This is a genomic window from Streptomyces sp. URMC 124, assembly GCF_051386455.1.
Classification (GTDB): Bacteria; Actinomycetota; Actinomycetes; order Streptomycetales; family Streptomycetaceae; genus Streptomyces.
The window spans coordinates 1-12,942 of sequence record NZ_JBPQTS010000186.1; the positions used below are offsets into that span (position 1 = coordinate 1).

Sequence of the window (12,942 nt, forward strand, 5' to 3'; positions counted from 1 at the left end):
AGCTCGGGGACCTCTTCGAGGGTGCGGGCGACCTTCAGGCCACGCCCGCCGCCACCGAAAGCGGCCTTGATCGCGATGGGCAGCCCGTGCTCGCGGGCGAACGCCACGACCTCTTCCGCCCCCGCAACGGGGTCGGGGGTGCCGGCCACCAGCGGCGCACCGGCGCGCTGGGCGATGTGACGGGCCGCCACCTTGTCCCCCAGGTCCCGGATCGCCTGCGGCGGCGGACCGATCCAGGTCAGCCCCGCATCCAGGACCGCCTGAGCGAACTCGGCGTTCTCCGAAAGGAACCCGTACCCCGGGTGAATGGCATCCGCTCCCGACTCGGCGGCCGCGGCAAGCACCTTGGCCACATCGAGGTAGCTCGTCGCCGGGGTGTCACCGCCCAGCGCATACGCCTCATCAGCAGCGCGGACATGCAGCGCGTCCCGGTCCGGATCCGCGTAGACCGCCACACTGGCAATCCCGGCATCCCGGCACGCGCGAGCAACGCGGACAGCGATTTCGCCACGGTTGGCGATGAGCACCTTGCGCACGATGGCTCCCTCCTTGAAACAAGGTGAGTTTAGGTACTGGCGACACTCTGTGCCGAGCCGACTCCCGAGGTGAGCTTGCCCACACGGAGCGTGAACCGGAGGCCGTGTGCGCGCCAAAGTCCCCAGTTCTCCCACGGTACGCCGGGTGCGAGGGTCTCCGTCGACCCTTGCATGTGGCGGAGCTCTCGATGCGTGCCGCCGGGCGGGTAAGAGCTTTCTTTGTCGAGTCCCTACGAACGGGTGGCCCAAAGTTTGCGGATGCGGGAACCGGCCCGGGGGCCGTTCGGCCGGGCTCGGGCCCCGAAGGGGTCGGATACGGCTCCGAGCGGGGATCCGCGCATGGATGCCGGGCGCGACCTCGTACCGACCCCTTGCTCATGGTTCTACCCGTGGGTAGCGTCCTTCCAGACGTACGTACCCGCAGTAACTCGCGGCAATCGCCCGTGGAGGGGCGGGCGAGGGGGTGGCCGATGAGCCGATTCCGCAGACCGGTCGCTGGCCTCGCCGCGCTCGCCCTCGTCCTGGAGGGCCTCGGCATCGCCCTGATCAACTGGATCCTCGGCGTCGTCGTCCGCCGCCAGCACATGTCCCTCGCCGGCAGCGACCCCGGCCTCATGGCCCTCGCCGCCTGGATCGCCGGCGGCCTCTTCGCCCTCTACCTGTTCCTGTGCGCCGCCGTTTCCCTCCGCGCCGCCCTGGGCGACCGCCCGCCCCGGACAGCGGGAAGGATCCTGCTCATCGCCTGCGGCGTCGTCCACGGCCTGCTGGGCGCCATCTGCGTCGGCCTCGTCGGCTGGGGCGCGTTCGCGGCCGTCATGGCCGTCCTCGCCCTGATCGTCTGGACCCTGATGGCCTACGACCCCGAGCGCTGGGCTCAGCCGGCGGAAGCCGCCGCCCCGCCCTCGCGCTGACGCGCGGCCAACTTCGCCGCCTCCGCCGCGACGTGGCGCAGCGTCTCCGTCAGCTGCCGCTTGCGGCGGTGGAAGTCCTCCAGCGGCACGGCCGCGGAGACGGCGGCCGCCGCCTTGCTGCCGCGGCTCCCCGGTATGACCGGTACGGGCACCGCCACGCACGCCACTCCCGGCGCGCACTCCTCGACCTCCACGGCGACTCCCTCCCGCCGCACGCGCCGCAGCTCCGCGTCCAGACGCTCCGGCGACGTGATCGTCTGCGGCGTGATGGCCCGCATCCCCGTCCCCGTCAGGTAGCGCATACGCGCGGCCCGCGGCAGCGTCGCGAGCAGCACCTTGCCGTGGGCGGTCGCGTGCCCGTCGAGATCCCGGCCCACGCCGAAACCGCCCGTCGCCGGGTCGGCCGCGTTCCCCGCGAGCACGGCGATGTCCCCGTCGCGGTACGTGCTGAAGTACGTGTCCGCCTCCGCCTGCCGCCGCGCCGCGAGGAGGAGGGCGTGCACGGCGTCGTCCAGCTGCATGTGGCGCTGAAACGCCTGGTGCAGGACGGGCACGCGGTACCCGAGGGTGTAGCCGCCCGCGGTACGGACCAGATGCCCGCGGGCGGTGAGCGTGCCGAGGATCTCGTACACCGTGGACAGGCCGCAGCGGAGGTTTCTGGCCAGCGCCTTCGCCGTCACCGGACCCGGTGCGGCGGCGACGGCGTCCAGTACGTCGAGGGCGCGGTCCACGGACTGGGACATGCGGTACGGGTTCCCTTCGCGGGGCGGGGCGGTGACGGCGGACCTCCCAGCCTCGCACAGGCCGCCGTCAGCTCTTGACCGGCGCCTTTTCGCGGAGCAGCTCCACGAACGCCCTCATCCACGCGGGCTGGTCGTTCCACGCCCGCGCCGACACCATGTTCCCGTCGACCACGGCCTCCGCGTCCACGAACGTCCCGCCCGCCAGCTGCACGTCCGGCGCACAGGCCGGCCAGGCGGCGGTGCGGCGGCCCTTGAGGACGCCCAGCGGCGTCAGGGCGATCACGGCGTGGCAGATGTGCGCGATGGGCTTGTTCTGCGCGAAGAACGCCTTGATGATCCGCTGGAAGTCCGGATCCAGCCGCAGGAACTCCGGCGCGCGGCCGCCCGGGATGACGACCGCGGCGTAGTCCGACGGATTCACGTTCGCCAGCGCGACGTCCGCGGGCCAGCTGTGACCGAGCTTCTCCGTGTACGTGTCGAAGCTCGCGACGAAGTCGTGCACGACGAACTGGAGCTGCTTCACGGTGGGCGCGGCGATGTCCACCTCGTAGCCCTCCTCCAGCAGGCGCTGGTAGGGGTAGAGGACCTCCAGGTCCTCGGCGGCGTCACCGGTGGTGATCAGGATCCTCGGCATGGGTCGCTGGCTCCTCGGGGGTGGAGTCGTCGCCGGATGGCTTCCGGCCTACACCGGAATATGCGCTTTGACATGTCCGAGGAAACTTGCCCAGGCGGAACGGTTCAGGGTCAGGCTGGGGCCGGTGGGGTTCTTGGAGTCCCGTATGTGCACGGGTGAGCGGTCGGGACGTCTGCCCACTTCTACGCAGTCGCCGCCGCCGGGGTCGCTGTAGCTGGACTTGTGCCAGGCGGCGCCCACTTCGACGCAGTTGCCGCCCGCGTCGCTGCTGTGAGTGGACTTATGCCAGCCGAGGGCCACTTCTAGGCAGTTGCCGCCGCCGTCGCTGCTGTACGTGGACTTCCGCCAATTCAAGGGCGCGTTCACAGCTCTCCCATCACTCGCTCGATGAGAGCCATTGAATCGTCACGGCCGAGGGCCTGCTCGCGGATCTTCGTGTAGCGGTGGAAGTGCTGTGTCACGTCAGCTGGTTCGCTGATCAGGTTGCTCGTGTCCTGTACTTCCAAATAGACCATCATGCGATGCTCCGGAGTCTGCACTAGTTTCATCGGGCCGCGAGCTCCAGCGTTTCGACCTCGCAGGCCGCGGTCCATGGGTAGCACTTGGATGCTCACGTTGGGACGCTCCGAGACGTCAAGGAGGTGCCTCAGCTGTCCACGGAGGATGTCCCAGCTGCCGAACGGACGGCGCAGCACGGACTCCTCCAGGACCATCTCGATCAGCGCCGTCGGCTCGCGGTCAAAGACCGCCTTGCGTGCCATTCGGGCTTCGACCAGTTCCTCGACCAGGTGGTCCGGTAGGGGCGGGTAGCCGCCACCGATGAGTGCGCGTGCGTACTCTGCGGTCTGAAAGAGGCCGTCGACCAAGAACGTCTCGTACGTGCAGAGCGTCAGTGCCGCCTGTTCCAAGCGGGCGAAGTCTTTGAAATAGGTCGGGTACTTGTCCAGCCGTACGTACTTCTTCGCCGCCGTGAAGATGCCCATCCCGCAGCCGATCGCTCCCTCCAGGCGATCCAGCATCTTCTCGTTCGCGGGCTGCGCGCCCGTCTCCAAGGCGCTGACCGCCGACCCGGTGTAGCCGATCTGCTGGGCCAGCTCTTCCTGCGTCATGCCCGCAAGCTTGCGCAGCAACCGCACGATGTCGGACGTGAGTTGCGACGCCGTTGACGCCCGGTCCTTGTTCTCCTGGCTCGCCATTTTCCGGCCCCCGGCTTCCACTCGCCTCAACTGTCGTCAAGGAACGTTCGACTGCAGCGCACGGTTAACAACAGTCCACGCTCCGTGATGGAAAACCTAGCGGCCGTCGGTGATGCTCGTCACATGAATCAGCAAGCCCGGCTGGCCGAAATCGACTGGCTCCCCGCCACCGGTCACCAACTCCGAAAGGCCGGCGTCCACTTCGACGCCGTCCGTGTCCACGGCAACGACGGCCGCCGTCTGGCCAACGCCCTGACCATGCTCACCCGTGGCCGCCCCGGTCCGATCATCGCGGAAGCGAACGGCCGCCGCGCGATGTACTTCCTGGTCGAACCCGGAAGTACCGCCCGCCGCGCCTGGCCGAAAGGCGCCGAGCGCCTCACCGGGGAAGCCGGCGCAGCCGACTACGTGCCGATTCCGGCGGTCAACGGCGGCACGTGGCCGCTCTCGTGGTACTGCGTGCCCACTCCCGACGGGCGGCTCGTGCACACGCTTCTGCTGCTGAGTACGGCCCGTGCATTTCTGGGGTGCGCCCCCCGAGTGGCGGAAGGAATGGTGACCGAGGGGCCGTGACCTCGTTGGGGCGGTCATGATGAAGCGCATTGTTGCCGCCGCCGCTCTCACCGGCGCCGCTTTCGCCCTGACCGCCACCGCCGCTTCGGCCGCCCCCATGCCGCAGCCGCCGGTGTCGAACGCCGGAAACGTCATGGCGCCGGCTCCCGGGGAGCAGCCGCCGACCAGCATCTACCCCGGGGCCACGAACCAGCTCGGCAAGCTCGATCAGCTCAACCAGTTGAACCAGCTGGGGCAGGCCACTCAGGCCCTCGACCCGGTCCTCGGTGTCCTGGCGCCGGTCACCGGGCTGCTGCCGCTCTAGGCGATCGCGTCGGACCAGAGTTCGGTGATCGACATCCCCAGCTCGGCGAGGAGCTTGCGGAGCAGGGGGAGGGAGAGGCCGATGACGTTGCCGTGGTCGCCGTCGATGCCCTCGATGAAGGGGGCGGAGCGGCCGTCGAGGGTGAAGGCGCCCGCGACGTACAGCGGCTCCCGGGTCGCGACGTAGGCGGCGATCTCGGCGTCGGTGGGCTCTCCGAATCGCACGGTCGTGGAGGCGGTCGCCGACACCCGGCGGCCCGTGGCCGTGTCGATGATGCAGTGGCCGGTCCGGAGGATCCCGGACCGGCCGCGCATCGACTTCCAGCGGGCGGTGGCGTCCTCGGCGTCGTCGGGCTTGCCCAGGGCCTGTCCGTCCAGTTCCAGGACGGAGTCGCAGCCGATGACCAGTGCCCCGGCCGCCTCGGGGCGGGCGGCGACCGCGTCGGCCTTGGCCTCGGCGAGGACGCGGGCCAGCTCGGCGGGGGTCGGGGCGGTGAGGGCGTCCTCGTCGACACCGCTGACGATCACCTCGGGCCGCAGCCCGGCGGCCTTGAGCAGGCCGAGGCGGGCGGGGGACTGGGAGGCGAGGACGAGGCGGCGCTGAGGGGTCATGCCCGCCATCGTAGACAACCTCCGGCCCCCGTTCCGGTCGCTACTTCTTGATCACGGCCTGCATGACCTTCTTGGCGATGGGGCCCGCGAGGCCGCCGCCGGAGATCTCGTCGCGGTCGATGCCGGAGCCCTCGGGGTCGATGAAGACGGCGACCGCGACGGGGGAGCCGTCGGCCTGCTTGGCGTAGGAGACGAACCAGGCGTAGGGGAGCTTCTCGTTGTTGACGCCGTGCTGGGCGGTGCCGGTCTTGGCACCGACGGTGACGCCGTCGATGAGGGCCTTCTTGCCGGTGCCGTTCTGGGCGGTGTTCTCCATCATCTGCTGGACCTTCTTCGCCGTGTCGGCGGAGACGGCCTGGGACATGACCTCGGGCTTGTGCTTTTCCAGTGTGTTGAGGTTGGGGTCGCGCAGCTCTTCGACGAGGTAGGGCTTCATGAGCTTGCCGTCGTTGGCGAGGGCGGCGGTCATCATCGCGATCTGCAGCGGGGTGCTGTCGAGGCTGCCCTGGCCCATGCCGGTGAGGGCGGTCTGCGGCCGGTCGAGGTTCTTGGGGTAGATGCTCTCGACGGTGCCGTTGGGGATGAAGATCTCCTTGTTGTTGAAGCCGAACTTCTCGGCGGTCTCGCGCATCTTGTCCTTGCCCAGCTTGTCGGCCAGGTCGAGGAAGACGTTGTTGCAGGACCACTGGAGGCCGGCCTTGAGCGAGCCGTTGACGCACTCCTCGGTCTGGACGTCGTTGCGGACCTTGCTGGTGCTCAGCGGCAGCGGGTACGGGACGGGGGCGCTGCCCTTGGCGTTGATGTCGGTGACGATGCCGTGTTCGAGGGCGGCGGCCGCGGTGAGGATCTTGAAGGTGGAGCCCGGGGGGTAGCGCTCCTTGATCGCCCGGTTGACCAGCGGCTTGTCCTTGTCCGCCTCCAGCTTCTTGTACGCCTCCTGGTCCTTGAGCGTGTTGCCCGAGAAGACCGAGGGGTCGTAGGAGGGGGTGGAGGCCAGGGCGAGGATCTTGCCCGTGCGGGGGTCGAGGGCGACGACCGCGCCCTTGTACTTGCCGAGGCCCTCGAAGGCGGCCTTCTGCGCCTTGGGGTCGATGGTCGTCACCACGTCGCCGCCGTGGGGCTGCTTGCCGGTGAGCATGTCGGTGGTGCGCTGCAGGAACAGCTTGTCGTCGGTGCCGCTGAGCAGCTTGTTGTTGACGAATTCGAGCTGGCTGCTGCCGTAGAGCTGCGAGGAGTAGCCGGTGACCGGGGCGTACATCTCGCCGTCCTTGAACGTGCGCTTGTACTTGTAGTCGCCCGTGGTCTCGGTGGAGCCGGTGATCGGCTGGCCGCCGACGATGATGTTGCCGCGGGGCTGGGCGAAGGAGGCGATCTTCACCCGCTTGTTGTCCTTGTGATGGGACAGCTCGTCGCCGCGGACGAACTGGAGCCAGGTCACCTGCAGCAGCAGGGCCAGGACCAGCACTCCGACGAAGACGGATATGTGGCGCACGGGCTTGTTCATGGTGGGACGCACTCCCCGGTTCGCGGCATTTCACTAGCCATGATGCGGGTGGGGAGGATTTGGTTGCAGAGGGCCTGTAACTGTGGGTTCCCTGTGGCTCAGCCCATGCCGAGGATGACGAAGGCGATCACCATGCCGATCGCGAGCACGAGACCGGCCCGGCGGAGCATCGCCTGCGCTTCGCGCAGCTCCTCGGGGGGTTCGTTCGAAGGGTCCGACCACAGCATTGCCCCCATGGTGCCGCCGGGGGAGCGCGGAGCGCCTGAGTACGCGTACTCAATCGCCGGGTTGCACTATTGCTTGCGCTTCGTCGCCTGGCCGGAAGCGGTCAGCAGCGCGAGCAGCCGGCCGGTCGCCTTGTCCTTGTTGGCGGGCCAGTACGTCGTCGTCCAGTAGTCCTTGATCATCTTGCCGACCTCGACGGGGTGCGTGGGGGCCGCCTCCGCGAGCTTGCTCTTGTCGTAGGTCAGCTTCCCGCTCGCCTCGGCGTAGCCGTAGTACATCCGGCTCTCCGCCACGGCACCGGCGGTGACGGTTGCGCCGGGGCCGAGCTCGTACCCCTGCGCGGAGACCGCGGAGAGCAGCTCGTTCACCGTGCTGGTCTTGTCCATCGCCGTGAAGACGTACCGCGTGATGAAGGACGCTCCCTCGCTGCCCTTGCCCGTGTCCGTGCCGAATTCCCGCAGCGCGGGATTGCCGGCGGCGACGTGCCCACCCATCGAGTGCCCCCACACCGAGCCGCCCTTGCCTTCGGCGATGAGCGCGTCGCGGGTCACGGACGCCAGGGAGCCCTTCCCGCCCGGTCGCATGCTCTGTTTCTCCCATTCCTCCTTCTCCTCGGGAGCACGGCCTGCGTTGCAGGTGAAGAAGACGACAGTGACGTTGGGCGCGAGCGAGGGAGCGATCCCCTTGATGACCGACGCGGCATTGGTGGGGGTGATGTCGCCGACGCCGCAGAACCTGGGAGTGCCGTGCGCGAACAGCGCAAGGGTGCGCACCGTGGCCGGGCCCACCCCGGGCGGCACGGCGGGGTCCGGCGGGGCCTTGGCGACAGCGGCGTTCAGGAGGGAGCCGATCGCTTGCACCGTGGGGGTCAGCGGGTGCTCCTCGTCCGCCATCGCCTCACCGAACGCGACGGTCGCGGCGGTGACCTTCTTGCCGGTGACCGCCAGTGCGTTCTCCCGCTTGGCCCACGTTCGAGCTGCAGTACGCGCTTCCTCCTTGTCGAACGGCATCGGCGCGTAGAACGCCAGCGCCACCCCGTTCGGGAACTCCTTGACCAGCCGCCGCCCCAGTGCCTCCTCCGGGTCCGCGGGCTGCGCCGCCGCGGTCGGCGCGGGCGCCGCCACGTCGCTGCGTTGGACGGCGGTCACCCCCGCCGCCGACTGCTGGACGACGTGTCCGAGCTCGTGGGCGAGCAGTGCCCGGCCGGGTGCGGTGTGCGGTGCGTACATGCCGCGGCCGAAGACCACGTCGTGGCCGACCGTGTACGCCCTGGCGTGCAGGCCGGCGGCCAGGTCGGCCGCCCGGTCGTCGCTGTGCGTGCGGACGCGGCTGAAGTCGTACGAGAAGCGGGCGGACATGGCCTGCCGCGTCGCATGGTCCAGGGGAACGCCGGGCGAGCGGGGGAGGGCGGCGCGGGTGCGCTCCGGGCCGGGGGCGGTGTGCCGCAGGGGCGCGTCCGGTGTGCGGGAGAGGGGTTCCTTTCCGCCCATACCACCGAGTGTGCGCGTGCGGGGAGCGGGCCGCGACCGCGGCCCGCTCCCTCTCCGTGCTCGTTGCGCGTTACGCCGGCCAGTACGTCGTGCGCCAGGCCCGCGGGCCCGCCGCCCGCATGCGGCTCACGGCCAGGCGGCGGGCCGGGGCCGACCACTCCGGGCGGGTCTCGCCCGCCTCGGGCGCGGCGGCGTTGCGCGCCGCCGCGCGGGCCTGGACCACCGCCAGGGCGGCGGCGAGCTCCTCGGGGGTCGGGTTGCCCCGGACTACCTTGATCACCGAAGGCCTCCTGGAGAACCTAGAGGGGGATGTTGCCGTGCTTCTTCGGCGGCAGCGCCTCGCGCTTGTCGCGCAGCGCCCGCAGGCCGCGGACGATGTGCTTGCGCGTCTCGTGCGGCATGATCACCGCGTCGACGTAGCCGCGCTCGGCGGCCGCGTACGGGTTGAGGAGCGCGTCCTCGTAGTCCGCGATCAGCTTCGCCCGCAGCTCCTCCTGCTCCTGCGGAGTCTCCGCGGCGGCGATCGTGCGGCGGTGCAGGATGTTGACCGCGCCCTGCGCGCCCATGACGGCGATCTGCGCCGTGGGCCAGGCCAGGTTGAGGTCGGCGCCGAGGTGCTTGGAGCCCATGACGTCGTACGCGCCGCCGAACGCCTTGCGCGTGATCACCGTGATCAGCGGGACGGTCGCCTCGGCGTACGCGTAGATCAGCTTGGCGCCGCGGCGGATGATGCCGTTGTACTCCTGGTCCGTGCCCGGCAGGAAGCCCGGCACGTCCACGAAGGTCAGCACCGGCACGTTGAAGGCGTCGCACGTGCGCACGAAGCGGGCGGCCTTCTCGCTGGCGTTGATGTCGAGGCAGCCGGCGAACTGCAGGGGCTGGTTGGCGACGATGCCGACGGGGTGGCCCTCCACGCGCCCGAAGCCCGTGATGATGTTCGGCGCGAACAGGGCCTGGGTCTCCAGGAACTCGCCGTCGTCCAGCACGTGCTCGATGACCGTGTGCATGTCGTACGGCTGGTTGGCCGAGTCCGGGATGAGGGCGTCGAGCTCGCTGTCGGCGGCCGAGACCTCCAGGTCGGCCTCCTCGGGGAAGGCCGGCGGCTCGGAGAGGTTGTTCGAGGGGAGGTAGGACAGGATCGCCTTGACGTACTCGATGGCGTCCTTCTCGTCCCCGGCCATGTGGTGCGCCACGCCCGAGGTGGTGTTGTGGGTGCGCGCGCCGCCGAGCTCCTCGAAGCCGACGTCCTCGCCGGTGACGGTCTTGATGACGTCCGGGCCGGTGATGAACATGTGCGAGGTCTGGTCGACCATCACCGTGAAGTCGGTGATCGCCGGGGAGTAGACCGCGCCGCCCGCGCACGGGCCGACGATCAGGGAGATCTGCGGGACGACGCCCGAGGCGTGCACGTTGCGGCGGAAGATCTCGCCGAAGAGGCCGAGGGCGACCACGCCCTCCTGGATGCGGGCCCCGCCGCCGTCGTTGATGCCGACGATCGGGCAGCCGGTCTTCAGCGCGAAGTCCATGGCCTTGCCGATCTTCTCGCCGTAGACCTCGCCGAGCGAGCCGCCGAAGACCGTGAAGTCCTGGGAGTAGACGCAGACCGTGCGGCCGTCGACCGTGCCGTAGCCGGTGACGACGCCGTCGCCGTAGGGGCGGTTCTTCTCGATGCCGAAGTTCGTCGAGCGGTGCCGGGCGAACTCGTCCAGCTCCACGAAGGAACCCTCGTCCAGGAGGAGTTCGATGCGCTCGCGGGCGGTCAGCTTGCCCTTCGCGTGCTGCTTCTCCACGGCACGCGCGGAACCGGCGTGCGTGGCCTCCTCGATCCGGCGTTGCAGATCCGCGAGCTTCCCCGCGGTGGTGTGGATGTCGTGTTCCGGCTCGGACATCGGGATGCGGCTCCTGCTCGTCCAGAGGTGGGCTGACTTGCGCTCACTGAGGCTGACTGGGGCTGGCTGAGGCTGGATGGGGTTGAGTGGGCTAACCGGTGCTACCGGTCCGTAGCGTATCGGCGCGGGTGCGCTGCGGCAGTGCGTCGTTGGCCACACCGTTTTGCCTCCACTTCCCTCCTATGGTGGCTCTTATGACGCCTCCTGAGACCCCTTCCCCCGCCGGCGGCCGCTGGTCCGATCTCGACCGGCCGCCGCTCAACGTCACCGCCCTGCGGCGCGGGCTGCTGCGGCCCGGCGCGCTGTGGACCTCGGTGGACGTCGTGGCGCGGACGGGCTCCACGAACACCGACCTCGTCGCCGCCGGCGGGCCCGAGGGGGCGGTCCTCGTCGCGGAGGAGCAGTCCGCCGGGCGCGGGCGGCTCGACCGCACGTGGACGGCGCCGCCGCGTTCCGGCCTCTTCTTCTCCGTCCTCCTGCGGCCCGGGCCCGGCGTCCCCGCCGAGCGGTGGGGATGGCTGCCGCTGCTCGCCGGCGTCGCCACGGCGGCCGCGCTGTCCCGCGCGGCCGGCGTGGACACGGCCCTGAAGTGGCCCAACGACCTGCTGGTGAACGTGGGGGGTGAGGAGCGCAAGGCCGGCGGGATCCTCGCCGAGCGGACCGGCGACGCCGTCGTCATCGGCATCGGCCTGAACGTCTCCCTGCGGGCCGACGAGCTGCCCGTACCGACCGCGGGGTCGCTCGCCCTGGCCGGAGCGCAGGTACTGGACCGCGATCCGCTGCTGCGCGCCGTACTCCGTTCGCTGGAGGAGTGGTACGGCCGGTGGCGCGACGCGGCGGGCGATCCGGCGCAGAGCCGGCTGCAGGAGGCGTACGCGGCCGGGTGCGCCACGCTGGGGCGCACCGTGCGGGCCGAACTTCCCGGCGGCCGTGAGCTGGTCGGCGAGGCCGTCGCCGTCGACGGGGACGGGCGGCTCGTGCTCGCCACGGGCGAGGGGGTGCAGCGGCCGGTGGGCGCCGGCGACATCGTTCACGTACGGCCCGCGCCGTCAGAAGAGTGAGCTACGGCACACCTGTCGTATCGTTGTGCCCAGAACCTAAGCGAGCAGTGGTCGGCAGGTCGGCAGGGCAGTGCGCACGGATCGGACAGGGGGCGGGCGGTGACCGCCGACGGTGTCGAAGAGGAGTACGGCGATGAGCCCGATGAGGGCGGCGACCCCATCGCGCTTCGCCTCGAAGCGCTGATCCTCGGCGCCGAGCGCCGCTACACCCCCTTCCAGGCCGCCCGCGCCGCCGGCGTCTCCATGGACCTCGCCTCCCGTTTCTGGCGCGCCATGGGCTTCGCCGACATCGGGCAGGCCAAGGCCCTGACCGAGGCCGACGTGCTGGCGCTGCGGCGGCTCGCCGGCCTCGTGGAGGCCGGGCTGCTCAGCGAGCCCATGGCCGTGCAGGTCGCCCGGTCCACCGGGCAGACCACCGCGCGCCTGGCCGACTGGCAGATCGACTCCTTCCTGGAAGGGCTCACCGAGCCGCAGGAACCCGGCATGACGCGGACGGAGATCACGTACCCGCTGGTCGAGCTGCTCCTGCCCGAGCTGGAGGAGTTCCTCATCTACGTGTGGCGGCGGCAGCTGGCCGCCGCCACCGGGCGGGTCGTCCAGGCCCAGGACGACGCGGAGATGGTCGACCGGCGGCTGGCCGTCGGATTCGCCGACCTCGTCGGGTTCACGCGGCTGACGCGGCGTCTGGAGGAGGAAGAGCTCGGCGAGCTCGTCGAGGCCTTCGAGACGACCGCGGCGGATCTCGTCGCCGCGCACGGGGGGCGGCTGATCAAGACGCTGGGGGACGAGGTCCTCTACTCGGCCGACGACGCCGGGACCGCGGCCGAGATCGGGCTGCGGCTCATCGAGACCATGACGCACGACGAGACGATGCCCGAGCTGCGGGTCGGGATCGCGTTCGGGACGGTGACGACGCGCATGGGCGACGTCTTCGGGACGACGGTGAACCTCGCGTCGAGGCTGACGTCGATAGCGCCCAAGGACGCGGTGCTCGTGGACCAGGCGCTGGCGGAGGAGCTCACCCGGAACGGGGACGCGCCGAAGTCCGAGGCCGAGGTGGGAGAGGGTGAGGAGGCCGCGGGGTACCGGTTTGCGCTGCAGCCGATGTGGCAGCGGCCGGTCCGCGGGCTGGGCATGGTCGAACCGTGGCTGCTGAGCCGGCGGGGCGGCTGACGGTTCGCCGGTGCCGGTGCCGGTGCCGGTGCCGGTGCCGGGTCCGGGTCCGGGGGCTCCGGGGTGGGGGTCCGGGGCCGTATATTTACGGG

The 12,942-nt window shown here is 70.5% G+C and carries 16 protein-coding genes; 5 read left to right on the top strand and 11 right to left on the bottom strand.

The genetic code is table 11. The features are described from left to right. Positions 1–536, bottom strand: a 536-nt coding sequence (locus ACSNOG_RS28615) for a biotin carboxylase N-terminal domain-containing protein (RefSeq protein ID WP_436755604.1), incomplete at its 3' end; no start/stop codon positions are given. 470 nt (positions 537–1,006) lie between these two features. On the opposite strand from ACSNOG_RS28615, the gene ACSNOG_RS28620 reads away from it, so the two are divergent. Continuing rightward, positions 1,007–1,447: a hypothetical protein gene (locus ACSNOG_RS28620; protein ID WP_436755605.1), complete on the top strand. Its 441-nt coding sequence runs from the start codon at positions 1,007–1,009 to the stop codon at positions 1,445–1,447. On the opposite strand, the gene ACSNOG_RS28625 is transcribed toward ACSNOG_RS28620, so the two are convergent. The 4 genes from ACSNOG_RS28625 to ACSNOG_RS28640 all read right to left on the bottom strand — a co-directional run bounded on the left by ACSNOG_RS28625 (position 1,411) and on the right by ACSNOG_RS28640 (position 4,020). Next, positions 1,411–2,190, bottom strand: a complete 780-nt coding sequence (locus ACSNOG_RS28625; RefSeq protein WP_436755606.1) for an IclR family transcriptional regulator — start codon at positions 2,188–2,190, stop codon at positions 1,411–1,413. The genes ACSNOG_RS28620 and ACSNOG_RS28625 overlap by 37 nt on opposite strands. Positions 2,191–2,257: 67 nt before the next feature. Next, positions 2,258–2,824 carry a DJ-1/PfpI family protein gene (locus tag ACSNOG_RS28630; RefSeq protein ID WP_436755607.1) on the bottom strand — a complete coding sequence of 189 codons (567 nt, stop codon included), beginning with the start codon at positions 2,822–2,824 and terminating at the stop codon, positions 2,258–2,260. Between the two features lie 48 nt (positions 2,825–2,872). Next, positions 2,873–3,190 carry a DUF397 domain-containing protein gene (locus tag ACSNOG_RS28635; RefSeq protein WP_436755608.1) on the bottom strand — a complete coding sequence of 106 codons (318 nt, stop codon included), beginning with the start codon at positions 3,188–3,190 and terminating at the stop codon, positions 2,873–2,875. Then, the gene (locus ACSNOG_RS28640; RefSeq protein ID WP_436755609.1) at positions 3,187–4,020 is read right to left on the bottom strand and encodes a helix-turn-helix domain-containing protein; all 834 of its coding nucleotides are present in this window, start codon (positions 4,018–4,020) and stop codon (positions 3,187–3,189) included. The genes ACSNOG_RS28635 and ACSNOG_RS28640 overlap by 4 nt, the downstream gene beginning before the upstream one ends. A 123-nt stretch (positions 4,021–4,143) precedes the next feature. Between ACSNOG_RS28640 and ACSNOG_RS28645 the strand changes: the two genes are divergently transcribed. Together ACSNOG_RS28645 and ACSNOG_RS28650 are read left to right on the top strand one after the other, a co-directional pair. Continuing rightward, entirely contained in the window at positions 4,144–4,593 is a 450-nt protein-coding gene (locus ACSNOG_RS28645; protein WP_436755610.1) for a hypothetical protein, read from the top strand. 16 nt (positions 4,594–4,609) lie between these two features. Beyond that, complete coding sequence (locus ACSNOG_RS28650) at positions 4,610–4,897, top strand: hypothetical protein (protein WP_436755611.1); 288 nt, start codon at positions 4,610–4,612, stop codon at positions 4,895–4,897. Here ACSNOG_RS28650 and ACSNOG_RS28655 read toward each other — a convergent pair. The 6 genes from ACSNOG_RS28655 to ACSNOG_RS28680 all read right to left on the bottom strand — a co-directional run bounded on the left by ACSNOG_RS28655 (position 4,894) and on the right by ACSNOG_RS28680 (position 10,616). Then, positions 4,894–5,517, bottom strand: coding sequence for a Maf family protein (locus tag ACSNOG_RS28655; RefSeq protein ID WP_436755612.1), 624 nt, complete (start codon positions 5,515–5,517; stop codon positions 4,894–4,896). The genes ACSNOG_RS28650 and ACSNOG_RS28655 overlap by 4 nt on opposite strands. Before the next feature lie 31 nt (positions 5,518–5,548). Continuing rightward, positions 5,549–7,012 carry a peptidoglycan D,D-transpeptidase FtsI family protein gene (locus ACSNOG_RS28660; protein WP_436755613.1) on the bottom strand — a complete coding sequence of 488 codons (1,464 nt, stop codon included), beginning with the start codon at positions 7,010–7,012 and terminating at the stop codon, positions 5,549–5,551. A gap of 98 nt (positions 7,013–7,110) precedes the next feature. After that, a complete protein-coding gene (gene mmpB, locus ACSNOG_RS28665; protein ID WP_256790302.1) occupies positions 7,111–7,239 on the bottom strand; it encodes a morphogenic membrane protein MmpB in 129 nt (42 codons plus the stop codon). A gap of 66 nt (positions 7,240–7,305) precedes the next feature. Then, positions 7,306–8,727, bottom strand: a complete 1,422-nt coding sequence (locus ACSNOG_RS28670) for an eCIS core domain-containing protein (RefSeq protein WP_436755614.1) — start codon at positions 8,725–8,727, stop codon at positions 7,306–7,308. 70 nt (positions 8,728–8,797) lie between these two features. Further along, positions 8,798–9,007, bottom strand: coding sequence for an acyl-CoA carboxylase epsilon subunit (locus ACSNOG_RS28675; RefSeq protein ID WP_436755615.1), 210 nt, complete (start codon positions 9,005–9,007; stop codon positions 8,798–8,800). Positions 9,008–9,026: 19 nt separating this feature from the next. Continuing rightward, positions 9,027–10,616, bottom strand: a complete 1,590-nt coding sequence (locus ACSNOG_RS28680) for an acyl-CoA carboxylase subunit beta (RefSeq protein ID WP_436755616.1) — start codon at positions 10,614–10,616, stop codon at positions 9,027–9,029. A gap of 194 nt (positions 10,617–10,810) precedes the next feature. On the opposite strand from ACSNOG_RS28680, the gene ACSNOG_RS28685 reads away from it, so the two are divergent. Then, positions 10,811–11,677: a biotin--[acetyl-CoA-carboxylase] ligase gene (locus ACSNOG_RS28685; RefSeq protein ID WP_436755617.1), complete on the top strand. Its 867-nt coding sequence runs from the start codon at positions 10,811–10,813 to the stop codon at positions 11,675–11,677. 99 nt (positions 11,678–11,776) lie between these two features. Continuing rightward, positions 11,777–12,850, top strand: coding sequence for an adenylate/guanylate cyclase domain-containing protein (locus ACSNOG_RS28690; protein ID WP_436755618.1), 1,074 nt, complete (start codon positions 11,777–11,779; stop codon positions 12,848–12,850). Positions 12,851–12,942 lie beyond the last annotated feature (92 nt).